This is a genomic window from Rhodococcus sp. 06-1460-1B, assembly GCF_002258475.1.
Classification (GTDB): Bacteria; Actinomycetota; Actinomycetes; order Mycobacteriales; family Mycobacteriaceae; genus Rhodococcoides; species Rhodococcoides fascians.
Genome location: NZ_NOYS01000041.1, coordinates 161,299 through 186,650, shown reverse-complemented (window position 1 = coordinate 186,650; position 25,352 = coordinate 161,299). Strand labels below are relative to the sequence as shown.

Genomic DNA, 25,352 nt, shown 5'->3' with positions numbered 1-25,352 from the left:
ACCTTTACATGTGTACATAAACTATAGTTGTCGCATGGGACATGGAGTCGAGGGACGCAGCACGCCACCTGCGCAGCTCGATGCCGAATCTGCCGCCACGGTGGCCGCGACCCTCCAGGCTCTGGCCACACCGAGCCGACTGCGCATTCTGACGCAGCTACGGCAGGGGCCGAGCGGGGTCAACGATCTGGCCGACGCAGTGGACATGGAACAGTCGGCGGTATCTCATCAGCTCCGGTTGTTACGCGCCATGGGACTGGTCACCGGAACTCGCTCGGGGCGAAGCGTCATCTATCGCCTGTACGACAACCACGTCGCGATGCTGCTCGACGAGGCCGTCTATCACATCGAGCACCTCGGAATGTCGGCATCGGATTTCCCCTCCGACGCCGACTCCGCCTGAGATGTTCTCACTCGCCCAATACTCGCGCTGGGGGTATTCCTCGTCCCTCGGTTCGGGATCAATGTGGGTTTCAGTCGGTCAGAGTGCAACAAAGGCGCATTGATCCGGTCCGGCTACCTACGCCAGAACAGGTGATGAGTCATACCGCTGCTACTCGGGACAACTTCGTGCTCGAATCTGTCGTTCAGTTCGTCGGGTGAATCCCACAGCTTCAGACCCGAGCCGAATTCGATGGGTGTGACGGCGATGTGCATGGTGTCGACCAGATCGGCGTCGAGGAATTCGCGGATACTCGTGACGCCACCGCCGAGTCGCACGTCCTTGCCGTCGGCCGCCTCCTTCGCCTGTTTCAGTACGTCGGCGGGCTCGCCGTCGACGAAGTGAAAAGTGGTGTCGGAGAGTGTGATCGACGGCCGTTCGTGGTGGGTGAGCACAAAGACGGGCGTGTGGAACGGCGGCTCGTCGCCCCACCAGCCCTGCCACTCGTGATCGGCCCACGGTCCGCGTTGTGGCCCGAACTTGTGTCGGCCCATGATCTCGGCACCGATGTTGCGGGCGAAGTCGCGGGCGAAGTAGTCGTCGAGTCCGCGGCTTCCGCTCGAACCGGCGTTTCCAGGAAAACTGGCGGTGGCGAAGTACCACCTCATCAGTGCCAGATGGTCGAGACCGAACGGGCTCTCGAAGCTCTGGTTTTCGCCCGCAGCGATCCCGTCGCTCGAGACGGTGAAATTCTGTACCCGAACCAGCTGACCCATATGTGCTCCCGATGTCGATGACGAAAACATACGACGATGTAGACCGAACCGCGTGCACGAACTCACCGCCCGGACGGGGTGGGGCCGGCGAAGAATCACTCGAACAGTGTCGAACCCCAGTATTCGGATTCTCCGACGCCGGGTGGGCACGCGAATACCGCAGACCCGACGTGTTGGATGTATTCGTTCAGTGCGTCCTTGCGAGACAGGGCCAACTGCATCGGGACGAATTGGGTCAGGGGATCGCGGCAGTAGGCGATGAAGAACAGTCCGGCGTCGAGGTGTCCGAAGCCGTCCGATCCGTCGGTGAAGTTGTATCCCCGACGCAGGATCTGGACGCCGCCGAGGTTTTCCTTCGACGCCAGACGCACGTGTGCGGTCTTGTCGATGAAGGTGCCTTCCGGTCCCTGTGACTCGAAGTCGAGTGCGTCGAATTCGTCCTTCTGGCCGAGCGGTGCGCCGGTTCCCTTGCTGCGTCCGATCACTCGCTCTTGTTCCTTGAGCGTGGTGCGGTCCCACGATTCGATGAGCATGCGGATGCGGCGGGCCACGAGGTAGGAGCCGCCTGCCATCCATTCCTGATCGTCGTCAGGGGCAACCCAGACGTTCTCGTCCAGCAAAGACGGGTCCTCGGCCTTGAGGTTGGCGGTCCCGTCCTTGAAGCCGAACAGGTTTCGTGGGGTGTCCTGTGTGGTCGAGGTGGACGAGGTGCGTCCGAAGCCCAGCTGAGACCACTTGACCGACACCGTGCCGAACCCGACGCGGGCGAGGTTGCGAATGGCGTGGACGGCAACCTGCGGGTCGTCGGCGCAGGCCTGGATGCACAGGTCTCCGCCGGAGCGGCGGGGGTCGAGGTTGTCGGCCGGGAAGTGCTGCAGATCGGCAAGCGACGCAGGCTTTTTCGACGCCAGATCGAATCGGTCGAACAGCGTCGGACCGAACCCGATCGTCAGCGTCAGCGACGATGCCGTCAGGCCGAGAGCCTCGCCGGTGTCGGTGGGCGGGTTGTACTGGCCGCCGTCGACAGCTCCACCGTCGAACGTCTCCTCGCCATGCACCAACCGCTCGGCCATCAGCGTCCACTTCTTCAGCAGCGCAACGAACTCGTCGCGGGAGTCGGTGGTGACGTCGAACGCAACGAAGTGCATGCGGTCCTGTGCCGGGGTGACGATGCCGGCCTGGTGGTCACCGCGAAATTCGACGACGTCCGACGTCGGCACCTCGGCTCCCGAGGCCGTCGCGTGTCCCGCGATGGCCCCGACTCCGACGAGTGCAGCCCCGGTCCCGACAGCACCGAACAGTCGCCGCCGGGAGAACTGTCCAGTCTTATTGTTCGGCAACGACACCCTGCACCTGGCTCACTTCGGCGGACAGTGCGTCGATCTTGTTCGACAGTTCCTGTCGCTGCGGTTCGGTCACGGTGTCGTAGAAGACGAAGCCGTCGCCGCTGCGGTACTTGGCGAGTTCGGCGTCGAGTTCTGCGAAGCGGGCGTCGATCGCGGTGCCCAGTTCGGCGTTGCGCTCGTCGAGGATCGGACGCACGGCCGCGATGGCTGCCTGCGAGCCGTCGACGTTGGCCTGGAAGTCCCACAGGTCGGTGTGCGAGAAGAAGTCCTCTTCACCGCTGATCTTGGTCTTGGCGACCTCGTCGAGCAATCCCTGTGCGCCACCGGCGACCTGGATGGGGTCGATGGTGAAGTCGTCGGCCTTGATCTTGTCTGCGAGTTCGGTGATGTCGGCCTCGAGCTGATCGGCCATCGCATTGGTGTCGGGCTGCAGTCCCTGCGTCCACAGGTCCTTCTCGATGCGGTGGAAGCCGGTCCACTCCGCGCCGGGCTCGACGTCGGGCTCGCGCAGGTCGATGCGCGGATCGAGGTCGTCCGGGAAGCTCTCGGCGACGGGCTCGATGCGCTCGTAATAGCTACGCGCGATGGGGAACTGGGCCTTGGCTGCGGCAACGTCGCCGCTCTTGACCGCGGTGACGAACGACGTCGTGGTCTCCTGCAACGCGTCGATCTGACTGACGACGTAACGCTTGTAGCCGTCGGCTGCCTCGGTGAGCAAGCCGTCCTCGTCCGTCTGGCGAACCGAATCGCCGGTCACGACGTAATCGGCGCGGACGCCGTCGCCCACCATGCCTGCCTTGCAGGCGGTCTGGTACGTGCCGGGGTCGGGCAGAGCGACGATGAGCTGACGCGTCAGACCCGGTCCGATGTTCTCGACCTCGCCCATGACGCGGTCGCCCTCGCCGTAGACGTAGAACTCGGTGACCTTGCTGCCGTTGTTGGTGATCTGGAACGTGGAGTTTCCGGTGGTTCCCTCGGATGCACCGACGTCGCAGGACGAGTCGGTGGCCGTGACGGCGATATCGCCCGACGCGGCCTCGGTCGAGGACTTCTCGGTGCATCCGGCCAGGGCCATCGGTAGAACCGCGACCGCGGCCAGAGCGTAGGTGGTACGACGCATGGTGGTGGTGCCTTTCAGGAGTTCTGAAGTACAGGCTCGGGAGCCGCGGGAACGCGGACCGGGCGGAGGAAGAGGAACAACACGACGACGATGTACAGCACCCACGCGATCGCTTGGAAAACAGTGGGTTCGGGGCGGAAGTTGAAGATGCCGGCGAGCACGGTGCCGTACCAACTCGAGGCATCGAAGTGTGCGGTGATGTCGAAGGCGACAGCGCTGCCACCGGGCAGAACTCCGCCGATCTGCAGGGCGCGGATCCCGTAGGCCAGGATTCCGGCGGCGACCACGATGAGGAAGATGCCGGTGTACTTGAAGAACACGGCAAAGTTGATGCGCACCGCGCCGAAGTATAGGAACACCGTCAGTACTGCAGCGACGACGATGCCCAGTAGAAGTCCGAGCAGTGGCCACAGGCTGCCGTTGGTGTTCTCGGCGTACCCGACCATGAGCAGTGCCGTCTCGACACCCTCACGGCCGACGGCGAAGAACGAGAGCGTCAGCACTGCCGCAGGCCCGACGGTGAGTGCTTTCTCCATGTTCGCCCGCAGCTCGCCGGAGATGTTCTTCGCGGCGGTGCGCATCCACAGGACCATGGCCGTGACGATGACGACGGCGACCAGCGAGGCCGCTCCCGCGATGATCTCGGCCGTCAGTCCGGTGACGGTGGACGTGCCGTAATGGATCACGAAGAAGATCGCCGCCACCATCGCGACGGCCAGACCGACTCCCAGCCACACCCACTTCAGAGCGTCGCGTCGGTTCGCCTTGACGAGGAACGCCACGAGAATCATCACCACGATGCCGGTCTCGAGACCCTCGCGAAGACCGATCAGACCGCTGCCGAACATCTGGGTGGCGATCGACGGCGCAGATCCTGCGGCAGCCAGTACGGACACGGAAGGTGCTCCTGTTGTGCGTCGAACATTGGTACGCCTTGCCTCGCGAAGGGTAGGCGACCCTCATGCGTGAAGGTTGACAGAAACATACACCCTGCAACCTGGTCCTTATGCACGTTGTACTGGGGTTTTATCGGCCTTTAGCTTTCTATTACCTTCCATGTGCAGGATGGTGAGGTGATCTCACGAATCTGCGTGCTCGCCACCGCATCGGTACTCCTTGCGCTCACCGCATGTGGCAGCAGCGAGCCGAAGCGTGAGATTCCCGAGGGCATTCCGCCCGGCCCGGGCACGGAGGTGCCGATCATCGACTTCAATGCGCCCGGCCGAACGGCCGATCTGCTCATTGCCTGGGCAGAGCCGCAGACCGATGCGCTCGGTATCTCGGTGACCGCACTCGCGTCGTACGGGCACGCTGCCGCGATCATGGCCGAGACCGACGCGGACTGCGGCATAGCCTGGACGACACTGGCCGGGATCGGGTACATCGAGAGTCGGCACGGCACCTACCAGGGGTCTTCCGTGCAACCCGACGGACTCGTCGCACCGCCCATTCGCGGAATCCCACTCGACGGCGGACCGGGCGTCGCCGAGATCCCGGACACCGACGGCGGATCGATGGACGGCGATGCCGAGTTCGATCGTGCGATGGGACCCATGCAGTTCATCCCCGAGACGTGGAAGAAATGGGGTGTCGACGCCAACGGCGACGGCATCGCAGATCCGGACAACATCGACGACGCCGCTCTGACGGCGGCGCGTTATCTCTGCGCGCGCGGCGGTGATCTGCGGACGGCGCAGGGGTGGGAGAGCGCGTTGATGGCGTACAACCTCTCGGGCCAGTACCTGCGCGACGTGCGAGATCGAGCGGCCGCGTACTCGGTAGGCACCAGGCCGTAGAAACTCCGTGCATCGCGGGCACCATGCAACAGCGGCTAGTCTTGCACCCGGCACAGTCCGCCGGTCCCCGTTACTAGGAGAAGCATTCGTGGCCATCATTGAGCAGGTCGGAGCTCGCGAGATCCTCGATTCCCGTGGCAACCCCACGGTTGAGGTCGAGGTCGCATTGGACGACGGGACGTTGACCCGTGCAGCCGTTCCCTCCGGCGCATCCACCGGTGAGCACGAGGCCGTCGAGCTTCGTGACGGCGGAGACCGCTACGGCGGCAAGGGCGTCGAGAAGGCCGTCAACGCGGTGCTCGACGAGATTGCACCCGCCGTCATCGGCCTCGACGCCATCGAGCAGCGCACCGTCGACCAGGCCCTTCTCGACCTCGACGGCACTCCCGACAAGTCCCGCCTCGGCGCGAACTCCCTGCTGGGTGTCTCGCTCGCGGTCGCCAAGGCTGCTGCGGAGTCCACCGGACTCGAGCTCTTCCGCTACCTCGGTGGCCCGAACGCCCACATCCTGCCGGTGCCGATGATGAACATCATCAACGGTGGCGCACACGCAGACAGTGGCGTCGACGTCCAGGAATTCATGATCGCGCCGATCGGTGCGGCCACGTTCAAGGAGTCGCTGCGCTGGGGTGCCGAGGTCTACCACGCACTCAAGGCAGTGCTCAAGGCCAAGGGCCTGTCCACCGGCCTCGGCGACGAGGGCGGCTTCGCTCCCGATCTCGCCGGCACCAAGGCAGCTCTCGACCTGATCCTCGAGGCCATCGGCAAGACCGGTCTCAAGCCCGGCCAGGATGTCGCGCTCGCCCTCGACGTGGCGGCCACCGAGTTCTACACCGCGGGCACCGGCTACGCCTTCGAGCGTGAGACCAAGTCCGCCGAGCAGATGTCGGCCTTCTACGGCGAGCTCGTCGACGCCTACCCGCTGGTCTCCATCGAGGATCCGCTCGACGAGAACGACTGGGACGGCTGGGTCGCACTCACCGAGTCGATCGGTGACAAGGTTCAGCTCGTCGGCGACGACCTGTTCGTCACCAACCCCGAGCGTCTCGAAGACGGCATCGTCAAGGGTGCGGCCAACGCACTGCTGGTCAAGGTCAACCAGATCGGCACGCTGACCGAGACCCTCGATGCAGTGGATCTGGCCCATCGCAACGGCTACAAGACGATGATGAGCCACCGTTCCGGCGAAACCGAGGACACCACCATCGCTGACCTGGCAGTTGCCGTCGGCAGCGGGCAGATCAAGACCGGTGCCCCCGCCCGAAGCGAGCGCGTCGCCAAGTACAACCAGTTGCTGCGAATCGAAGAAGCTCTGGGTGACGCGGCGCGTTACGCGGGCGAGCTGGCTTTCCCCCGGTTCAATTACGAGGGCTGAGTCAACCGATACGTATGCACGAAGTGGAGAGTGAATGATGGCACGACGCGGAAGGTCCGGGACCAGTCCAGGTGGACGGGATCCCCGACCCCGCGGCCGTCCTTCCTCTCCGAATCGCTCGAAGCCGACCGGGGGTGCGTCTCGCGACGAGACCGCCTCCGGCCGGCCGGCCACTCCACCGGAGCCGTCGGATCAGGCACGTGACGCCGTGGTGGGTGGCAAAGCTGCTCCGAGGCGCGTCGGTGTTCGTAGACCCAAGATGCCCGAGCGAACGTTCTTCGGGCTGTCCACCGGACGCGCTTTCATTCTCGGAGTCGTGGTGTGCGCGTTGGCGCTGACGCTGGCCGTGCCGCTCAGGACCTACTTCTCGCAGCGCGGTGAGCTCGAGTCCGTGCTGGCCGAGCGTCAGACCCTGCAGGACGAGGTGGACGCGCTCCAGACCCAGAAATCTCAGCTCAACGAACCGTCCCGCATCGCCGCCGATGCTCGCGAGCGGCTGCGGTTCGTCATGCCGGGGGAGACGCCGTATCAGGTGCAGCTCCCCGGCGACTACTCGCCGAGCTCCAAGGATCTCGAGGTGGACAACACCCCGACCGGGCCGTGGTACACCGACCTGTGGAACACCGCGGTGCAGCCGCAGGGATCGGACGAGCCGTCGGAGCCCACGTCCGCGCCCATGCCCGTCGTACAGCCAGAACCCGCTCCGGCCCCGCCGGTGCCAGAACCAGAAGGGGGACCCGTCGGGTGAATTCCTCGGCAGTCTCGCAGGAAGATCTCGATGCGGTCGCATCGCAGCTCGGACGTGAACCGCGTGGCGTACTCGAAATCGCGTATCGATCTCCGGACGGCAGGCCGGGTGTGGTGAAAACTGCCCCGAAGCTTCCCGACGGCACTCCGTTTCCCACCCTGTACTACCTGACCGACCCGCGATTGACGGCGGAAGCCAGTCGGCAGGAATCGGCCGGAGTCATGCGTGAGATGACGGAACGCTTGGGCGCAGACCCGGAATTGGCTGCCGCGTATTTGCGTGCCCACGAGTCGTACCTGGCTGAGCGCAACGAGATCGAATCTCTCGGAACGGATTTCACCGGCGGCGGTATGCCCGACCGCGTCAAGTGCCTGCACGTGTTGATCGCGCATTCGTTGGCCAAGGGGCCAGGAGTCAATCCGCTCGGCGACGAGTCGGTGGCGTTGGCAGCCGAGAACTCGTTGCGCGGCAAAGCTATTCCGGCCGATTGGCCGACCATCGAAGAACTACGTGCGGAGAAATCATGACCAGGGTTGCAGCAATCGATTGCGGCACCAACTCCATCCGCCTGCTCGTCGCAGACAACAACGGTAAGACCCTCGCCGACGTCGCTCGTGAGATGCGGGTCGTGCGCTTGGGGCAAGGCGTCGACGCGACCGGAGCCTTCGTGCCCGAGGCTATCGAGCGGACCCGTGTTGCATTGGTGGAGTACGCGGAGATCATCCGTAAGACCGGGGCCACCGCGGTGCGCATGGTCGCCACCTCCGCCACCCGTGATGCGTCGAATCGGGAGGACTTCTTCTCGATGGTGCGTGAGGTACTGGGCAAGGTAATTCCCGGTGCCGAGGCCGAGGTGATCACCGGAGACGAAGAAGCGCGGCTGTCTTTCGCCGGAGCGGTCGGTGAACTCGATTCTGCCGCAGGACCTTTCCTGGTCGTCGATCTGGGTGGCGGTTCTACCGAACTCGTACTGGGCGACGCCAAAGGCGTGAAAGCGGCGTTCTCGGCGAACATCGGCTGCGTGCGTCTGACCGAACGATTCCTGCATTCGGACCCTCCCACCGCAGACGAGATCAACGGTGCGCGTGAGTACGCCCGCGAGAAGTTGGCGGAGGCATTCGAGGAAGTCTCGATCGGCGACGCGTCGAGCTGGGTGGGTGTGGCCGGCACGATGACGACCATCGCGGCCATCGCCAAGGAACTACCCGAGTACGACGCAGACGCAGTGCACTTGTCTCGTGTGCCCTTCTCGGAGTTGTTCGAGGTATGCGAGGACCTGATCGGCATGACTCACACGCAGCGAAGTGCGTTGGGGCCCATGCACCCCGGACGGGTCGACGTCATCGGCGGCGGAGCGATCGTGTGCAGCGTGCTGGCCGAGGAATTCGAGCGACGCGGGGCTGTCAGCTCTCTGACGGTCAGTGAGCACGACATCCTCGACGGCATCGCAATGTCGATCAAGATCTGATCTGCAATTCTGCAGACCCGTTCTGCGGCGATGTAGGTTGCATCGCTTCGTGTTTCGGTGAAGCCTGAGAGGCGCTGTGGCTCACGTCACTGCTCCCGACGAGGCTAGGACCACCCATGACGACACCCGCCCAGCAGGCCCCGGCCGAGAAAGGTCTGGCGCGCGTAGCGCAAGCACTCGCCAAGGGAACCGAGAAATGGTTTCCCGACGCGTACATCTTCGCCCTCGTCGGCGTGGTGGTCGTTGCTGTTGCTGCCTTCGCCAACGGGTCGTCTCCGCAGAATGTGGTCGACGCATTCGGAAACGGTTTCTGGGACCTGACGGCCTTCACGCTGCAGATGGCGATGGTCGTGCTCACCGGGTACGTCGTGGCGACCTCTCCACCGGTCGCCAGATTGATCACCCGATTGGCGCAAGTGCCCAAGAGCTCCAGTAGCGCAGTCAGTTTCGTTGCGCTGCTGTCCTGTTCGGTCTCGTTCCTCAACTGGGGTCTGAGTCTGGTGTTCGCCGGTCTACTGGCCCGTGCCATCGCGCGACGTGACGATCTGCGGACGGACTATCGGGCCTTGGGTGCTGCCGCGTTCATGGGCCTCGGCGCGGTCTGGGCGCTGGGCATGTCGTCCTCTGCTGCTCAGCTGCAGGCGACGGCCAGTTCGCTTCCGGCGACATTGCTTTCGGTCACCGGTGTACTCGATTTCGGTACGACCATCTTCACGTGGCAGTCGCTGCTGATGTGCGTCATCATCATCGTGTTGACGGTCGTCATCGCACACGTGTCTGCTCCGAAGGGTGCCGCGATCAAGACTGCCGCTGACATGGAGGTCAATCTGGACGACACCGTCGCTGAACCGGCACCGCGCACCAGGCCGGGGGAGTGGCTCGAATACAGCCGCATCCTTCCGCTCTTCGCCGGCGCAATGACGCTGGGATGGCTTGTCTCCCAGCTGTTGACGCTGCCGGTGCTGTCGGTCGTCAGTAGTCTCAACGGCTATCTCTTGGTGTTCCTGATGCTCGGGCTCGTGCTGCACGGCACCCCGCGGCGCTTCCTCGATTCGGTCAGCAAGGCGGTCCCCGCCACTGCGGGGATCTTGGTGCAGTTCCCGCTGTACGCCGCAATGGCGGCCATGTTGACCAAAGCGGAGGGCAGGGGAGGCGTCACGATCTCCGAGCACCTCGCGAATTTCTTCACCGACATCGGCAGTGGCGGCGGATTCGCCGTGGTCATCGCGGTGTACACGGTTGTACTCGGACTCTTCGTCCCCTCCGGAGGCGGCAAGTGGCTCGTCGAAGCGCCGTACGTCATGCAGTCTGCTACCGATGTGCAGATGAACCTCGGCTGGACCGTCCAGATCTACAACGTGGCCGAGGCGCTGCCGAACCTGATCAACCCGTTCTTCATGCTGCCCCTGCTGGCGGTTCTGGGCCTGCGAGCGCGAGATCTGATCGGATTCACGTTCCTGCAGTTCATCTTCCACTTCCCGGTGGTCCTGCTGCTCGTGTGGCTGCTCGGCATGACCTTCGACTTCGTGCCGCCGGTCATCCCGGCGCAATAGCAGCCCGATATGATCATCACCGCTGGAGCGCGACTCCAGCGGTGGCCCCTATAGCCCAATTGGCAGAGGCAGCGGACTTAAAATCCGCACAGTGTCGGTTCGAGTCCGACTGGGGGCACCAGAGTCCATATGGATCCAGATTTCTGGACCAAGACAATGCTTTTCGGGTGGTAGCGTGGACGTCGGTGGCTTCCCACGGATTTGAGTGGACAACTGGGACAGCGGATTTCAGATCCGCGAAGGGTGTCTGTTCCCCGTGGTTTCATCCTCGTATTCGTGCAGGTCAGGGCTGGTTTTCGGATTGAATGGTTGTCTCTACGAGTAGCTCGTTGTCACGAGGCTGTCACAACTAGCGCGCGATCTGTGCGCTGGGACTTAGGGACTACCTGCGGCGCGCAGCAGAGACATCGTCGAGCAGGGGATTTTCGGGCGGTTCCTGTTACCAGTGTCACGCGTTGCGATTCTTCTCAGCGTCGTACTCGAGCCCCCAGGACGAACACGCTGAGACAGGCGGCAAGGAGGAAGAACGACAGTATGACGAAGACGTTGCGTTCGTCCATATCTGCTGCGAGTGCAGCGCCGACAATCAGCGGTCCTGCTATGCCGCCCAACCTTCCGATGCCGAGGCCCCAACCGACTCCCGTGGATCGTAGCTCCACGGGATACAGCACTGTGGCCAGCGCTGCGATGCTCATCTGGCCGCCGGTCACTGCCATTCCTGTGAGAAATGCAATGACGAGAAGGATCGCTGTCGTGCCGCCGGTGAGCGTGAGACCGAGCAAAGCGACGAGGCCTGTCCCTGCCAGGTAGACGTAGCCCAGGGTGCGGAAGGGGTTGTATCGATCCATCAGCGGCCCGATGAACAGGGCTGCCACGACACCTCCGATAGTGGTCAGCACCGTCGACGTGATCATGACAGTGGGGGTTCCGCCGAGGGTGGAAATAATTGTGGGAAGCCAGCTTTGAATCGCGTAGAAGACGGCTAGATTGCCGACGAAGGCTACCCACAACAACAGCGTGTTCGGCAACCAGCGTCCGCGTACGACGGTGAAGACGCCGGTCGAGACGGAGGCGTTCTTTTCGGTCTCGGCGGCGGCCTCGAGTCGGGCACTCGCGCTGATTGTCGGATCCATCCGGCGCAGAATCTGCAACGCCTCGTGGTCTCTCCCTCGGGATAAGAAGTACTGCGGGGACTCCGGGAAGAACTTGACAAGCAGAAGAATCAAGGCCAGCGGCGTGATGCCTCCGATCACGAACATGTACCGCCAGCCGAGGGTCGGAATGACGAACCCGGACACCACGCCTGCCGCGACGAACCCCAGCGCAAGCCAGCAGTAGATGAACATCACCGAGGAAGAGCGTCGACGCGAAGGCGCGAACTCACTCGTCAGCGCGACAAGGCTTGGTATAGCGGCTCCCAATCCAGCGCCGGTGCAGAACCTGAGTGCGATCAGTTGGGTCGGGTTGGAAGCCAGGGCGCACGCGAGAGTCAACACACCGAATGCGAACGTGCACGCGATCACCAGGCGTCGGTGCCCGAAGCGACGTGCCAATGGTGAGAGGATCAGGTACCCGACCATCAGTCCGGCGATTGCAGCCGAAAAGATCGGTCCCAGATCAGATTTCGGAACACCCCATTCGAGCGCAAGGGCGGGCGCTACGAAGGCGATTGCCTGGGTGTCGAAGCCGTCCAAAAACATGACGGCGCCGGACATGACCAGCAGGAGTCGATGGAATCGGCCCATCGGCTGCTTCTCGATCAATTCATCGACGCGTACGACTGGCTCAGCGGGGGAGCCAACCGGAATGTGTGACGTCATGTGCAGTCCTTCGATCGTGTGAACCGAAGTCGGCATCCTCCTAAAACGGAACGACGACTGCAACGAACTGTAGAAAGCATTTCTATTACAGTCAATACCTGTAACGTAATAGAAACGGCAGGTAGTCAATCGTGATGGGCTCAGTTCGCGCTGATCGCCGGCCACAGGGTTGCTGCAACCTGCGTCGCCAGTTGTGACCGGTCGTTCTCGCCTCGGAGGAAGGCGGCGTAGTACGCGCCGAAGGACAGGGTCGCAACCGTATGGATGTCGACATCAATGCGGACCTCGCCTTTCTTCTGAAGAGCGAGTAGAAGGTTTTCCACCATGAAGACACGCGGTTCCACTGCATGCTCACGGAACATGCTGAGAAGTTCTGGCGTACGCAGTTTTTCGCCCATGAAGTTACCCACCAGAACCATGGCATCCGGATTGAAGTAGCACGGGTCCACTCGCCGGATTGCCTCGACGAACGCGTCGAAGCCGGTCAAGCTGTCGAATTCCGTGGTCGGATACATCGCGCGCTGTGCCCGAAAGCCGTAGTCCAGAGAGTCGACCACCAACCCGAACTTGTCATTCCACCGGCGGTAGATGGTGGGACGGGTGACACCCGCTTCGCGGGCAACGTCACCGATGGTCATCTTGGTGTAACCGTCGATCACCAGGCGTCGACGGGTGGCATCGATGATGGCTTGGTCGATCGCCGGATCGCGCGGACGCCCCCGGCTCTGTGCGTCATCGCCAGATCCTGGATCGGGCGCCGTGGAATCGGGCGTCTTTCGGCTCATGCGTGTCCCCTTGGGCCAATTGCAACAACTCGGTGTAACGGTAGTCGGTCGTGGAATGAGGTCGACGCCGCAGGGGCGAGGTCATTGCTCTTTACATTACAATCACTGCATGTAATGTATTGACCAATATCCCGGTCCGGCCGGGCAGCGTTCGACACCCCGAGGTGGGCTCACATGGATGCACGTCAGCAACTGATCGATCGCAGCATCCCGTTCCTGCGTGAAATCAAGGACCGGACAGCGGAAGCTGGGTTGGAAGACTGGCTGAACGAGAACTACGGGCCCGATTCCTCGTTGTATTCTGACCTCGCGATGCTCGTGACGGCGGGAGTTGCCGACGGTTGGGCCGCAGACATCGAGGTCCAAGGGCGCAACTACAGGCGAAGCCGAATCGCCGAACCTAACGAAGACCTCAGCTACTTCAGCATCACAGCAGTGTTCATGAACAGCGTCCCCCGCATGCGCGGCCAGTATCACCAACACCCCTACGGCGAACTGAACCTGGTCGTACCGCTGGACGCCGCTGCCGAGATCGTGGGACCTCGCGGTTGGCAAGGCGCGGGTTGGACGGCGCCGGGCCCCGGGAGTCACCACTATCCCGAGGTCCGGGGAGGCGCTTTGATCGCGCTGTTCTTCTTGCCGGCGGGCCGGATCTCGTACGACATCCGACCCACCGCAGACCGGTGAAGACGACCCGGACACCGACGGTGGATGACGCCGAATGCAACGGGGCATCGATGTCTGTTCGCGACGCTCTGATGACCCGCCGCAGCGTCCGGGCATTTCTCCCGGACCCGGTCTCCCCGTCTGTCGTCGAAACGCTGCTGGAACTGGCCGCCCGAGCACCGAGCAATTCGAACACACAGCCCTGGCGCGTTCACGTGGTCACCGGGTCGGCCAAAGCGGCCCTCACCTCGGCGTTGCTCGCGGCATTCGATGACCCCGACACCGTCCGGCAGCGCGACTACGACTATCAACCCAGCCCGGGAGACTGGAAGGAGCCGTTGAGAACCAGACGACGCATCTTCGGGGAGACGCTGTACTCCGACGTGCTGGGTATCGACCCGAAGGACACGCCCGCCAGAATTGCGCACCACCGCCGCAACTACGATTTTTTCGGCGCTCCGGTGGGCATGATCCTCACAGTGAACACGTGTGCCCAGGACGGTGCGTACATCGACGCAGGATTGTTTCTTCAGGCTCTGATGATGGCAGCTCGGGCTGCGGGGCTGGACACCTGCCCGCAAGCGTCGTTCATCGACTTTTCAGCGGTGATTCGAACGCAGCTCGACATCGACGACGAGCAACACATTGTATGCGGACTCGCGTTGGGCCACGCCGATCGATCGAATCGCCTCAGCCATCGTTCGACCACCAGGCAAGCTGTGTCCTCGTTCGCGCGTTTCCACAACTCGTGATCGCGTTCAGCGCTCCGCTGACACCGATCGGAACGCCATGACTCTCACCTCTGATCGCATCGCACTGTCATGGCAGCGTGCGTCGATGAGCGGACTCGACCCGGCTCTGCTACCCCGCGAGATCGACATCATCACTGTCCCCGACCGCGGCCGACTGGCGATGGCAGCCCGCCCTGTCCTTGACCGTCTGGCCGTCATTTTCGCTGATACGGACTTCTCGGTGATACTTGCGGACCGCAACGTCCGACTCGTCGACGTCACGCATGGAACACCGGGTATCGACGATGCACTGACCAACAACGGAGCGGTGCTCGGACGGCTGTTCACCGAAGAAACGGCGGGCACGAACTCGATTTCGACAGTCCGCGAACTACGAGAGCCCCTCGCAGTGAAGGGAAATCAACACTTCTTCGAGGCCATGAAGATGTTCAGCTGTTACGGGTTTCCCATCCTGCATCCGGTCACCGGTCGAATCGAGGGCGTCATCACCCTCACCTTCTATACCGAGAGCGACACCCCAGTACTGCATGGCCTGGTGATGCAGGCTGCCCAGGAAATCTCCACGCGGCTCGCCCAGGATCCGGTCCGCAGCGACCACCAGCTGCTCGACGCTTTCCACCTCGCCGCCGGGCCTCGAACAGCAATTCCCATCGTCGCTATGGCACCCGGCATCGTCATCGCCAACACCGCTGCCGCGTCACTCCTGAACGCCACCGACTACATCTCGCTCGCCGCTCGTGACCCGCAGGTGACCGAACGTGACATGCATCTGTTCGGTACGGGTGAACAGGTCGACGTCTCTGTGCACGCTCTCGCGACGGACCCGCAGTCCATGATCGTCGAGTTCGCCTCCGCCGGTTCCGAATCGAGCAGCGACGGACATGCGCTGACGCGCACTCGGTCTCGAATCGAGCGCATCAGCGAGCAGCTCGCTGAGTCTCGGCAGGCGAAAACCTCGTTCGCCGTCGCAGGCGAGACCGGCACCGGGCGCACCACGCTGTTGACCGATCTGATGGACGGACATGACCCTGTCGGCTTCGACGCACTCGACACGGTCTTGCACTCAGCCCAGCACTGGTTACACACCGTAACCGAAGCATTGGAACACGAACATCGGCCGGTGGCGGTGGAGAACGTGCATCTACTGTCCCCGCCGATCGCGCACGCCCTGTATACCGCCACGACTCGCTCGAAAGTCTGGTTCGCGGTATCCAGCGCACCGTTGATCACGTTGTCGCCCGAAGTGTTTCGGATCGTAGACGCCTGTCGAACCCGGGTCGAGCTACTGCCACTGAGGCTGCGTAAACACGAGATTCCCGCACTGGCCGAACAGTATCTGGCAGAGGCACACGCGTCGATCCGGTTCACGCCAGCGGCCATGCACGCATTGCTCACCTATGACTGGCCGGGCAACCTGACCGAACTGCGAACCGAAGTACACGCCGCGATGAGGCTGCGTACGGCCGGCGATGTCACCCCTCGCGACCTCGGCCGACTACAGGAACGCTTGGCATCTCGACCGCTGGGCGCGATCGACGGTGCTGTGCGCACTGTCATCGAAACCGAACTACGGCGACATCGAGGCAACAAGGTTGCCGTCGCGAAAGCGCTGAGCCTCAGTCGAACGACGTTGTACAAACGCATGAAAGCGTTCGGTATCGACGGGTGAGATCGCCGACCGACGGTGGCAGGGGACACAGGGACTGTCCAGAGCGTGAACAGATCGAGCTCGGCCGGGACAGCACAGTTGTGGCATGAACCAATTGACAGGAACACCGACCATCATCCCCGGTCTCCACGGCCCCATCCACCCGGACTTCGACTACATCATCGTCGGAGCAGGAACATCAGGAAGCGTTCTTGCCGCACGACTGAGCGAAGATCCGCACGCGCAGGTTCTGCTCGTCGAGGCAGGATCGTCAGAGAGTCTGCCGGAGATGGCCATACCGTTTCGGTGGCCGGAGCTGCTCGCCACATCTGCAAACTGGGGCGAAAACACCGTCGTGCAACAGTTCTCGCACACTTCCGTCCCGGTACCCCGCGGACGCGCACTCGGCGGCTCATCGAGTATCAACGGACTCAACTTCGTCCGTGGCCACCGCGCAAGCTACGACGCCTGGGTCGACCAGGGTGCCAAGGGATGGGGATTCGACGACCTACTGCCGTATTTCAAGCGGACCGAAACAACGGTAGGACGCGATGCGGAACTGCGCGGGACCGAGGGGCCACTCACCGTCGGGCCGATGTCCGATCCGAGCCCCATCGCCACTGCCGCGCTGCGTGCTGCCGCCGAAATCGGTTACGGCAGTGCACGAGACATCAGCAGTGGAGCCGATACCGGCTTCGGCCTCTCCGACGGCAACATCGTCGACGGCCACCGTCAGAGCGCATCCGACGCCTACCTCGGTCAGGACGTTCTCGATCGACCGAACCTCCACGTGGTCACCGACGCGCTCGTGTCACGCGTCATGATCGTCGACGGTGTCGCGACCGGAATAGAATACACTCGCGGAATCTACACGGTACGTGCCAGAGCAATTCGGGAAGTAATACTGACCGCCGGCGCTATCGGCACCCCACATCTGCTGCTCGCATCCGGGATCGGCCCGGCCGAACATCTTCACGAGATGGGCGTCGACGTAGTGCTCGACCTCCCCGGTGTAGGCGAGAACCTGCACGACCATCCCATGTCGACCGTGCTCTACGAAGCATCGTCTCCGTTGCCGCACAACGAACACAACCTGATGGGACAGGCCCTCGGTCTGATCGAAACCGCAGGCGCGGTATCGGGGCCCGACCTCCAGATTCTGGTAGTCACCGCCCCACTGAGGGCCCAGACGTTGACAGGCCCGGACAACGGCTACGCGCTGGCATTCTCGGCGATGACGCCGTTCAGTCGCGGACGGGTTCGTCTGGCGGACAAAGCGATCACTGTCGGCCCACTCATCGATCCCAATTATCTCGGCGACGAACGAGATGTCGCGGTGATGGAAGCAGGGCTCGAGATCGCTCGCTCAATTGGCAACGCGCCGGGTCTGGCAGGGTGGCGAGGCGAGGAGATGCAGCCCGGCATGTCCGTCGGCGACAGCGCGTCGGTGCGCGACTACCTGGCGCGTAGCCTCGTCGTCTATTTCCACTACGCCGGCACATGCCGCATGGGCACCGACGAGATGGCTGTGGTCGACCTCGACCTGCGTGTGCGCGGTATCGAGGGACTGCGCGTTGCGGACGCCTCGATCATGCCGTCACCGGTCTCGGCGAACACCAATGCCACGGTCTACGCCATCGCCGAGAAAGCCGCCGATCTCATCCGCAATTAGGACTTCGGGTCCGCGCGCATGCCCTCGATGATCACTGCGCAGCTGCGGTGAGCTTGATCGGGTGCGGCGTAAACGCCGAGACACTGACCGGCACCGACCGACGCGCGGCTCAGAATCACAACGTCACGCCATGTGACTTCCTCTCGGAGACAACCGGTTTCATGCGCACGTTTCACGATCCGCTTCAACTTGGAAAGCAGACGCCCGTTGTACTCGGACTGTTCGGACGAGGGGATCGCGGCCGCTGTGGCCAAGTACTCCGCGATCCCCTGGTTGACGTCCTGCGTGTGGCTGAAGAAGGTGAAGAACGTGCAAAATCCGCGCCAGGGGTCGGTGTCGGCGAGGGCCTCGTCGGCGACCGCCTCGACCTCGCTGATGCCGTCGATGAGGATGTCTCTGATCAACGCATCCTTCGAGCCGAAACGCCGATACAGTGTCGCAACACCGACCTCGGCTCGCGCGGCGATCTCCGCCGCCGAGACTTCGATCCCTTTCTCGGCGACGAGAATTCGAGCAGCGTCTACCAGGCGAACGCGATTGCGCCGTGAGTCCGATCGCTGATCCGGCGGATGTGTTGCTGCGTTTTCCTCGATCATGAGCAAATCCTACCAATAACTGGACGAACCCATTCCGGTTGTGTACCTTTCACTCAAGCGGACGACATGATTCCGCTTTGGCAGTATCACTTCGATCCGTTCCACAGAAGGAATCCCGACATGCCTCACTACGTGCAAACCGTTCACAGCCGTTCCCTCCCTGGCCTCCATGCCGAGTACAGCGAGTGGTACCGCACCACGCACATCCCGGAGGTGCTCGCGCTCGATGGATATTCCTCGGCCGAGTTCCTGCGCAGCACAACCAGTGTCGACGACGGCGCGGCCGTGGAATTCATCTGCATCTACCAGCTCGAGACGCACGACCTTCCGGCACTGCAGGTGGCGATGGTTGCGGCGGGGTCCAGCATGACGCCGGTTGTGGCTATGGACCTGCCTGCAACTCGGATCGAGTTCTTCGAGAAAGTGCCCACATGAGCATGCCGATCAAGGTCGGCATCGTCGGGGTCAATGCCGAACGAGGCTGGGCGGCAACGGCCCACATTCCAGCTCTCCGGGCGCTTCCGGCCTACGAGATCGCGGCGCTGAGTACGACTCGACAGGCGTCCGCGGATGCCGCCGGACGGGCGTTCGGGGTCGGGCTGACTTTCGAGGGACACCAGGACCTCGTGCGAAGTCCCGAGGTCGACCTCGTGGTCGTCACGGTGAAGGTTCCTCATCATCGCGAGATCGTCACTGCCGCCGTCGACGCAGGTAAGGCGGTCTACTGCGAATGGCCACTGGGCCGGGATCTGAGCGAAGCCCGCGCGATGGCCGAACACGCCAGCGAGCAGGGTATCAGCACGCTCATCGGGTTGCAGTCGCGCCGAGCCCCGGCAATTCTGTACGTGCGCAACCTGATTGCCCACGGCTACCTCGGAACCGTACTCTCGACCACGATGGTCGGTTCTTCGGCCTTGGGCGGCGTGGTCGATCGTGGCAACGCCTACACCCTCGACAAGGACAATGCTGCGAACATGCTGACGATCGCTGCGGCTCACAGTATGGATGTGATGGGCGTCGTCCTGGGTGAGTTCGACGAACTGTCGGCTGCCGTCGACACCCGACGCCCCGACATCACGGTTCTCGAGACCGGTGAACACCGCCGAAAGACTTCTCCGGATCAGCTCGGTGTGATCGGCCGGCTGAAATCCGGTGCCACTGCCAGCATCCACTTTCGCGAGGGGCACCACGGTGGAACCGGATTCCTGTGGGAGATCAACGGCAGCGAGGGGACAGTGCAACTACGTGCGAACGGAGGGCACCCCGGCATGTTCGCGCTGACGGTCAGCGGGTCACGCGGCCGGGAGCCACTCACCGACATGCCCGTGCCGCCGGCATACTCGCATCACACGCCAGGCATCGAGCACCTCGATGCCATGGCTGCCGGTATCGCGCGCGTGTACGACTCGTACGAGCGCGATCTCCGTAGCGGATCAGCGAACTCACCGAATTTCACTAGAGCACTGTCGACACACCATTTGATCGAGACGATCGAACAGGCAGCCTCGAGCGGTCATAGAACGTCACTGGTGGAACCGCCTGGGTAGCGTACGAGCAGTGGCTGCTCACTCGAGATGCGCCGACGCGGCCGACACGATAGCTGCAGACACTTCGTCGAGCGCGGCGGTCCGCAGACTCCACTGCTGCCAGTACAGCGTGACCGAAACTCCTGTGCCTGGTGCGAGATCGACGAGTTCGCCTGTCGTCTCCAGCGATTCGATCTGTTGCTGGGGAAGCACGGCCCAGCCGATGCCGAGCCGGACCGCCGCCAAGAAGTCGGCGGACGACGGAACATAGTTCCGTCGTGCACCTCGAGACGATCCTCCCCACAGGTCCATGTAGCGATCCTGGAGATCGTCCGTTCGGTCGAACACGATCATCGGAGCTCGCGACAGCGCTTGCGGGGAAGGCCCGTCAGCAAACCACGTTTCGCGAAAGGCGGGAGTGCACATCGGGCGATATCTCGTGACGCCGAGCCGGGTGACCGAGCATCCCTGCACCGGTTCTGCGGCTGCGGTCACCGCTGCCATGACAATGCCTTGCCGCAGCAATTCGGCAGATTCGTCTTGGTCTTCGCGTCGGATGTCGAAATCGATTCGGTCCGACACGCCGGCCAGTGCGGGCAACACCCACGTGTTCAACGAGTCCGCATTGACCGCCAGCGCAATGGTGACGGAATCGGAGTCGCTGGACTCGACCGTCGCTACGGCGACAAGCGAACGAATCTGCAGAGCGAGGCGCAGAAACGGAATTCCCGCCTCGGTGACGCACACCGGCTTCGAGCGCTGAAGCAGAACAGCTCCGGCCGCGATCTCGAACGCTTTGATGCGCTGACTGATCGCCGATGGTGTGACATAAAGCCGTCGGGCCGCAGCATCGAACGAACCTTCTTCGATCACGGTGGCCAAGGCCTCCAACTGAGGGAGATCCACATTCAACATCAATCATTCTAACGCGGCATGCAAAACAATCGCTGTACCGAATCGGTTCTGCACCATAGTTTTCTACCTGTACAACCTGCTGTCGACCTGACACCTCCTGCCTTGCAAAGAAAGAAACCACCATGAAGCTCACCAAGTTTTCTTCCGCCATCGCCGTTGGCTCGGCCCTCACTGTTGCTGCCCTCACCGGCTGCACCTCATCCGATGCCGCAGCACAGGCACCGGCCGTCGACAATTCCGCCGCACCGACCATCGTCATGGTGCACGGTGCCTGGAGTGATGCCAGTCCGTTCGACGAAGTCGGCACACAGCTCCGCGAAAAAGGCTACGAAGTAATCAATTTCGCCAACCCACTTCGCGCCCTCGGCACCGACACCGCCTACCTCAACTCCTTCCTCGACACCCGCACCGAGGGACCCGTCGTCCTCGTCGGACACTCCTACGGGGGTGCCGTCATCGGCGGGGCCGCGGCGGTCGATCCCGATGTCACAGCACTGGTTTACTTGAACGCGTTTGTCCCCGAGGCGGGCGAATCCATTCTCGAACTCGCTGCCCACGGTGGACCGGTGGACTCCGACGCACTGTTCGACAAGGCCGCCTTCGGCGGTGACCAGAACGTCGACCTCTACCTCAAGCCCGGGCCCTTCGCCGGAGGTTTCGCCAACGGTCTGTCCGAGGAGCAGCAAGCTGGGTACTTCGCGACGCAGCGTCCGATCACGTATGCGGCACTGGGTGAGCCCGCCGGAGAGCAGGCGTGGACGAGCCTTCCGTCCTGGTACATCGCCGGCACCGAGGATCACAGCGTCGACATCGAGACCCAGCGATGGATGGCCGACCGCGCAGGCTCCACTCTCACAGAGGTCGAGGCCAGCCACCTGACCATGGTCGCCGAGCCCGCCGTTGTCACCAGCGTCATCGAAACCGCAGCTGCGACCGCAGCCGAATAAGCCCGTAACCGTCATCCGTCCTTCCCGATCGATCAGAGAGAAGCCCATCATGACTACACCCACCATCGTTATCGTCCACGGAGCGTGGAGCGATGCGAGTCCGTTCGACGCGGTCGACGCCGTTTTGAGCAACGACGGTTACACCGTCACCCACTTCGCCAACCCGCTGCGCGCACTCGGAGCCGACACCGACTACCTCGCCTCTTTCCTGAAGACCCGCACGTCCGGTCCCGTCGTCCTCGTCGGACACTCCTACGGCGGAGCCGTCATCAGCGGTATCGATGATCCGAACGTCAAGGCTCTTGTGTACCTGAACGCGTTTGTCCCCGAGACCGGTGAGACCATTCTCGATCTTGCCGGGCATGCCGGCCCGGTCGACGCCGCAGCACTTTTCGACAAAGCCGGGTTCCCCGGCGAGCACAATGTCGACCTCTACCTCAAGCCCGATGCATTCGCCGGTGGCTTCGTCAACGGGCTCCCCGAGGAGCTCGCATCGACCTTGTTCGCCAAGCAGCGGCCTATCACCTACGCCGCGTTGAGCGAACCTTCTCGTGCAGTCCAAGCGTGGAAGACGTTGCCCTCCTGGTACATCGCCGGCAAGCAGGACCACAGCATTGCCTACCAGACCCAGCTCTGGATGGCCGAACGCGCAGGATCGACCCTCACCACTGTCGACTGTGGACACCTGTCGATGGCAGCCGAGCCGAAGACGGTCGCACGCATCATCGCCGAAGCAAGCTCGTCATGACTGAGCTGGAAACCTTCCGTGACACGCGCGATATCGCTGACGATCCGACGTCGACGATCAAAGGATTCACCGATCGGTACGCGCAGGTCAACGGTATTCGGCTGCACTACGTCACAGGCGGGCAGGGGGACCCGCTGGTGCTACTGCCGGGATGGCCCCGAACCTGGTGGCAGTTTCACAAAATCATGCCTGCGCTGGCTGAGAAGTACACAGTGATTGCGGTCGACCTTCGCGGGATGGGGGGATCGGACAAGCCGGACGGCGGGTACGACAAGAAGACCATGGCCCGAGACGTATACGAGCTGATCAAATCGATCGGCCACGACGAGGCCTTCATCGCCGGCGAGGACATCGGTTCGATGGTGGCGTACAGCTTTGCCGCCAATTACCCCGCCGCGACACGAAAGCTGGCTCTGTGGGAGGTGGGCCACCCTGGCGAGGCGTTCAACTCGATGCCCCTTCTTCCGCAGCCGGGCCAAGCAAGTCCCTGGTGGTTCGCATTCAACCAGGTCCAAGGGTTGCCGGAAACCCTTCTTGAGGGTCGGTTCCGGGTTCTGGTGGACTGGCTGATCGAACACCAGGCGAGCGATCCTGGAGCCATCGACGAAGCCAGCCGGCAAATTTACGCCGCCGCGTACGAGCAGTCTGGTGCTGCAAGAGCCGGCAACGATTGGTATCGGGCCTTCGCCCAAGACATCGCCGACGCTGCCGATTATCAGGAGTTGACCATGCCAGTCCTGGGCATGGGCGGCCTCTACTTTCCTTTCGTCCCTACCTTGCTGGAGGGCAAAGCAAAGGATGCGCGTTTCGTTGAGTTCAGCGGTGCCGGGCACTATCTCGCCGAGGAGCGTCCCGCAGATCTAATTCGCGAACTGACGACCTTTTTCGGCTGAACGTCGATCCGAGGTCGAAGAGGCTGCGACCGCAGCCGAATAAGCCCGTAACCGTCATCCACTCATCCCGATCGATCAGAGAGAAGCCCATCATGACTACACCCACCATCGTTATCGTCCACGGAGCGTGGAGCGATGCGAGTCCGTTCGACGCGGTCGAGGCCGTTTTGAGCAACGACGGTTACACCGTCACCCACTTCGCCAACCCGCTGCGCGCACTCGGAGCCGACACCGACTACCTCGCCTCTTTCCTGAAGACCCGCACGTCCGGTCCCGTCGTCCTCGTCGGACACTCCTACGGCGGAGCCGTCATCAGCGGTATCGATGATCCGAACGTCAAGGCTCTTGTGTACCTGAACGCGTTTGTCCCCGAGACCGGTGAGACCATTCTCGATCTTGCCGGGCATGCCGGCCCGGTCGACGCCGCAGCACTTTTCGACAAAGCCGGGTTCCCCGGCGAGCACAATGTCGACCTCTACCTCAAGCCCGATGCATTCGCCGGTGGCTTCGTCAACGGGCTCCCCGAGGAGCTCGCATCGACCTTGTTCGCCAAGCAGCGGCCTATCACCTACGCCGCGTTGAGCGAACCTTCTCGTGCAGTCCAAGCGTGGAAGACGTTGCCCTCCTGGTACATCGCCGGCAAGCAGGACCACAGCATTGCCTACCAGACCCAGCTCTGGATGGCCGAACGCGCAGGATCGACCCTCACCACTGTCGACTGTGGACACCTGTCGATGGCAGCCGAGCCGAAGACGGTCGCACGCGTCATCTCCGAAGCAAGCTCGTCATGACGGAACTGAAGATTTTCTACGACACCCTGACAACTGCTGCCCAGCAACAGGATCTGAAGACGGTGAGCACTCTCATCGATCCACAATTCGTGATCCACTACGACAGCAGCCTTCCATTCGGAGGGACGTACCACGGGTTGACAGGGTTCCTCGACGTCGTCGCACAGTTGTCCTCAACACTTCTCGATCTGTCGACCAGGCAGTTGAACTACATGGAAGACCCCAACGGCGAGCAGTACACACTGATCATTGCTCTGACAGCGAAGGTCGGTGGACGTCGGGTGACGACTCATGTCAGTGAGCTGTGGACCGTACGCGCAGGCAAAGCTGTCGAAGCCCGTATTTGGTATTGGGGCGCGGCAGGGATGTTCGATCAGCAGGCCGACCATCCAGTCAGCCCGATCGGTCCAGGTCGCGCGCTGGACCGTGACGCATAGAACCTGTCAATACCGCAAAAAGATAGCGTCACCTCGAGGCGGCCGGTGGTGTCAATGGTGCCGCCGAACGAAATCCAGGCTCCGTGATGTGCGCGGTTTTCGAGAAGACCGCCGGTGGTCCTGAACAGTTTGGTACTCAGCGTTCTCATCGACCAATCGAAAGGTGTTGTGATGCAAGAAAGACTCGAAGACCTCGACGCCTTGTTGAAGACGTTGTCGCCGAAAGTACGGGCCGGCAAGTACGTTTTCGCGTGCGTCGACGAATACACCGCCGCCCGACTCCGACCCATTGTCACCGTCCGTGAAGACGAAGGCACCACGGTCGTGGTCGAGCTCGGTGAGGCTATCGAACTGCGCTTGGCCTACGATTTCATATCGGCATGGATCACCCTCGACGTGCACTCGTCCTTGGATGCGGTGGGACTGACCGCCACGGTCAGCCGCGTATTGACAGACGAAGGGATCAGCGCGAACGTCGTAGCAGGTTTTCACCACGACCACATCTTCGTTCCGCACGATCGCGCGGAGGACGCTGTCGAATGCCTCCGCAGATTGACCCACAGCGGCTGAAGTGCGCGTCACCCACCGGGCC

General features: G+C 62.7%; 27 protein-coding genes and 1 tRNA gene. 20 read left to right on the top strand and 8 right to left on the bottom strand.

Going from position 1 to position 25,352, the window contains the following annotated elements:
- The first annotated feature begins 34 nt into the window (after positions 1 to 34).
- Complete coding sequence (locus tag CH268_RS23775) at positions 35 to 403, top strand: ArsR/SmtB family transcription factor (protein WP_048319482.1); 369 nt, start codon at positions 35 to 37, stop codon at positions 401 to 403.
- Positions 404 to 516: 113 nt separating this feature from the next.
- Here the strand turns inward: CH268_RS23775 and CH268_RS23770 are convergent, their stop codons facing one another.
- From CH268_RS23770 to efeU, 4 genes are all read right to left on the bottom strand, one after another.
- On the bottom strand, positions 517 to 1,158 hold the full coding sequence (locus CH268_RS23770) for a dihydrofolate reductase family protein (protein ID WP_094622317.1): 642 nt from the start codon (positions 1,156 to 1,158) through the stop codon (positions 517 to 519).
- Positions 1,159 to 1,253: 95 nt separating this feature from the next.
- On the bottom strand, positions 1,254 to 2,504 hold the full coding sequence (gene efeB / locus CH268_RS23765) for an iron uptake transporter deferrochelatase/peroxidase subunit (RefSeq protein WP_094666079.1): 1,251 nt from the start codon (positions 2,502 to 2,504) through the stop codon (positions 1,254 to 1,256).
- Complete coding sequence (gene efeO / locus CH268_RS23760; protein ID WP_094666078.1) at positions 2,485 to 3,624, bottom strand: iron uptake system protein EfeO; 1,140 nt, start codon at positions 3,622 to 3,624, stop codon at positions 2,485 to 2,487. Before efeO ends, efeB begins: the two co-directional genes overlap by 20 nt.
- Positions 3,625 to 3,638: 14 nt before the next feature.
- Positions 3,639 to 4,520 (bottom strand): iron uptake transporter permease EfeU, encoded by an 882-nt coding sequence (gene efeU / locus CH268_RS23755; protein WP_032373011.1) that lies wholly within the window; start codon positions 4,518 to 4,520, stop codon positions 3,639 to 3,641.
- A gap of 177 nt (positions 4,521 to 4,697) precedes the next feature.
- Here efeU and CH268_RS23750 point away from each other — a divergent pair, with 177 nt between their 5' ends.
- The 7 genes from CH268_RS23750 (at position 4,698) to CH268_RS23720 (ending at position 10,685) form a co-directional block, all read left to right on the top strand.
- Positions 4,698 to 5,420: a lytic transglycosylase domain-containing protein gene (locus tag CH268_RS23750; RefSeq protein WP_094622351.1), complete on the top strand. Its 723-nt coding sequence runs from the start codon at positions 4,698 to 4,700 to the stop codon at positions 5,418 to 5,420.
- 88 nt (positions 5,421 to 5,508) lie between these two features.
- The gene (gene eno, locus CH268_RS23745; protein WP_027496113.1) at positions 5,509 to 6,795 is read left to right on the top strand and encodes a phosphopyruvate hydratase; all 1,287 of its coding nucleotides are present in this window, start codon (positions 5,509 to 5,511) and stop codon (positions 6,793 to 6,795) included.
- 259 nt (positions 6,796 to 7,054) lie between these two features.
- Entirely contained in the window at positions 7,055 to 7,543 is a 489-nt protein-coding gene (locus CH268_RS23740; protein WP_255182489.1) for an FtsB family cell division protein, read from the top strand.
- Entirely contained in the window at positions 7,540 to 8,070 is a 531-nt protein-coding gene (locus CH268_RS23735) for a DUF501 domain-containing protein (RefSeq protein WP_094666076.1), read from the top strand. The genes CH268_RS23740 and CH268_RS23735 overlap by 4 nt, the downstream gene beginning before the upstream one ends.
- Positions 8,067 to 9,011: a Ppx/GppA phosphatase family protein gene (locus tag CH268_RS23730; RefSeq protein ID WP_048319486.1), complete on the top strand. Its 945-nt coding sequence runs from the start codon at positions 8,067 to 8,069 to the stop codon at positions 9,009 to 9,011. Before CH268_RS23735 ends, CH268_RS23730 begins: the two co-directional genes overlap by 4 nt.
- Positions 9,012 to 9,127: 116 nt before the next feature.
- A complete protein-coding gene (locus CH268_RS23725; protein WP_094666075.1) occupies positions 9,128 to 10,564 on the top strand; it encodes a short-chain fatty acid transporter in 1,437 nt (478 codons plus the stop codon).
- A gap of 44 nt (positions 10,565 to 10,608) precedes the next feature.
- Positions 10,609 to 10,685, top strand: a tRNA-Leu gene (locus CH268_RS23720).
- Between the two features lie 346 nt (positions 10,686 to 11,031).
- Here the strand turns inward: CH268_RS23720 and CH268_RS23715 are convergent.
- The gene (locus CH268_RS23715) at positions 11,032 to 12,384 is read right to left on the bottom strand and encodes an MFS transporter (RefSeq protein ID WP_094666202.1); all 1,353 of its coding nucleotides are present in this window, start codon (positions 12,382 to 12,384) and stop codon (positions 11,032 to 11,034) included.
- Between the two features lie 140 nt (positions 12,385 to 12,524).
- On the bottom strand, positions 12,525 to 13,169 hold the full coding sequence (locus CH268_RS23710) for a TetR/AcrR family transcriptional regulator (RefSeq protein WP_032392321.1): 645 nt from the start codon (positions 13,167 to 13,169) through the stop codon (positions 12,525 to 12,527).
- A gap of 174 nt (positions 13,170 to 13,343) precedes the next feature.
- On the opposite strand from CH268_RS23710, the gene CH268_RS23705 reads away from it, so the two are divergent.
- The 4 genes from CH268_RS23705 (at position 13,344) to CH268_RS23690 (ending at position 17,907) form a co-directional block, all read left to right on the top strand.
- The gene (locus CH268_RS23705; RefSeq protein WP_094666074.1) at positions 13,344 to 13,856 is read left to right on the top strand and encodes a 4-hydroxylaminobenzoate lyase; all 513 of its coding nucleotides are present in this window, start codon (positions 13,344 to 13,346) and stop codon (positions 13,854 to 13,856) included.
- A 50-nt stretch (positions 13,857 to 13,906) separates the two neighbouring features.
- The gene (locus CH268_RS23700; protein ID WP_032392416.1) at positions 13,907 to 14,587 is read left to right on the top strand and encodes a nitroreductase; all 681 of its coding nucleotides are present in this window, start codon (positions 13,907 to 13,909) and stop codon (positions 14,585 to 14,587) included.
- A gap of 37 nt (positions 14,588 to 14,624) precedes the next feature.
- Positions 14,625 to 16,256, top strand: a complete 1,632-nt coding sequence (locus CH268_RS23695; RefSeq protein ID WP_094666073.1) for a helix-turn-helix domain-containing protein — start codon at positions 14,625 to 14,627, stop codon at positions 16,254 to 16,256.
- A gap of 85 nt (positions 16,257 to 16,341) precedes the next feature.
- Positions 16,342 to 17,907 (top strand): GMC family oxidoreductase, encoded by a 1,566-nt coding sequence (locus CH268_RS23690; RefSeq protein ID WP_094666072.1) that lies wholly within the window; start codon positions 16,342 to 16,344, stop codon positions 17,905 to 17,907.
- Here CH268_RS23690 and CH268_RS23685 read toward each other — a convergent pair.
- The gene (locus CH268_RS23685; protein ID WP_052053558.1) at positions 17,904 to 18,503 is read right to left on the bottom strand and encodes a TetR/AcrR family transcriptional regulator; all 600 of its coding nucleotides are present in this window, start codon (positions 18,501 to 18,503) and stop codon (positions 17,904 to 17,906) included. The two genes, CH268_RS23690 and CH268_RS23685, sit on opposite strands and share 4 nt — an antisense overlap.
- Before the next feature lie 120 nt (positions 18,504 to 18,623).
- On the opposite strand from CH268_RS23685, the gene CH268_RS23680 reads away from it, so the two are divergent.
- Together CH268_RS23680 and CH268_RS23675 are read left to right on the top strand one after the other, a co-directional pair.
- The gene (locus CH268_RS23680; RefSeq protein ID WP_094666071.1) at positions 18,624 to 18,938 is read left to right on the top strand and encodes a DUF4286 family protein; all 315 of its coding nucleotides are present in this window, start codon (positions 18,624 to 18,626) and stop codon (positions 18,936 to 18,938) included.
- On the top strand, positions 18,935 to 20,050 hold the full coding sequence (locus CH268_RS23675) for a Gfo/Idh/MocA family protein (RefSeq protein WP_217900939.1): 1,116 nt from the start codon (positions 18,935 to 18,937) through the stop codon (positions 20,048 to 20,050). The genes CH268_RS23680 and CH268_RS23675 overlap by 4 nt, the downstream gene beginning before the upstream one ends.
- An 18-nt stretch (positions 20,051 to 20,068) precedes the next feature.
- On the opposite strand, the gene CH268_RS23670 is transcribed toward CH268_RS23675, so the two are convergent.
- A complete protein-coding gene (locus CH268_RS23670) occupies positions 20,069 to 20,944 on the bottom strand; it encodes a LysR family transcriptional regulator ArgP (protein ID WP_094666070.1) in 876 nt (291 codons plus the stop codon).
- 122 nt (positions 20,945 to 21,066) lie between these two features.
- Between CH268_RS23670 and CH268_RS23665 the strand changes: the two genes are divergently transcribed.
- The 6 genes from CH268_RS23665 to CH268_RS23640 all read left to right on the top strand — a co-directional run bounded on the left by CH268_RS23665 (position 21,067) and on the right by CH268_RS23640 (position 25,330).
- A complete protein-coding gene (locus CH268_RS23665) occupies positions 21,067 to 21,891 on the top strand; it encodes an alpha/beta fold hydrolase (protein ID WP_032369425.1) in 825 nt (274 codons plus the stop codon).
- Between the two features lie 49 nt (positions 21,892 to 21,940).
- Positions 21,941 to 22,639: an alpha/beta hydrolase gene (locus tag CH268_RS23660; protein ID WP_094666069.1), complete on the top strand. Its 699-nt coding sequence runs from the start codon at positions 21,941 to 21,943 to the stop codon at positions 22,637 to 22,639.
- The gene (locus CH268_RS23655; RefSeq protein ID WP_052068829.1) at positions 22,636 to 23,532 is read left to right on the top strand and encodes an alpha/beta fold hydrolase; all 897 of its coding nucleotides are present in this window, start codon (positions 22,636 to 22,638) and stop codon (positions 23,530 to 23,532) included. Before CH268_RS23660 ends, CH268_RS23655 begins: the two co-directional genes overlap by 4 nt.
- 92 nt (positions 23,533 to 23,624) lie before the next feature.
- Positions 23,625 to 24,323: an alpha/beta hydrolase gene (locus tag CH268_RS23650; RefSeq protein ID WP_094666068.1), complete on the top strand. Its 699-nt coding sequence runs from the start codon at positions 23,625 to 23,627 to the stop codon at positions 24,321 to 24,323.
- Entirely contained in the window at positions 24,320 to 24,760 is a 441-nt protein-coding gene (locus CH268_RS23645; RefSeq protein ID WP_094666067.1) for a nuclear transport factor 2 family protein, read from the top strand. The genes CH268_RS23650 and CH268_RS23645 overlap by 4 nt, the downstream gene beginning before the upstream one ends.
- Before the next feature lie 171 nt (positions 24,761 to 24,931).
- The gene (locus CH268_RS23640) at positions 24,932 to 25,330 is read left to right on the top strand and encodes an ACT domain-containing protein (protein ID WP_032368867.1); all 399 of its coding nucleotides are present in this window, start codon (positions 24,932 to 24,934) and stop codon (positions 25,328 to 25,330) included.
- The last annotated feature ends 22 nt before the right edge of the window (positions 25,331 to 25,352 follow it).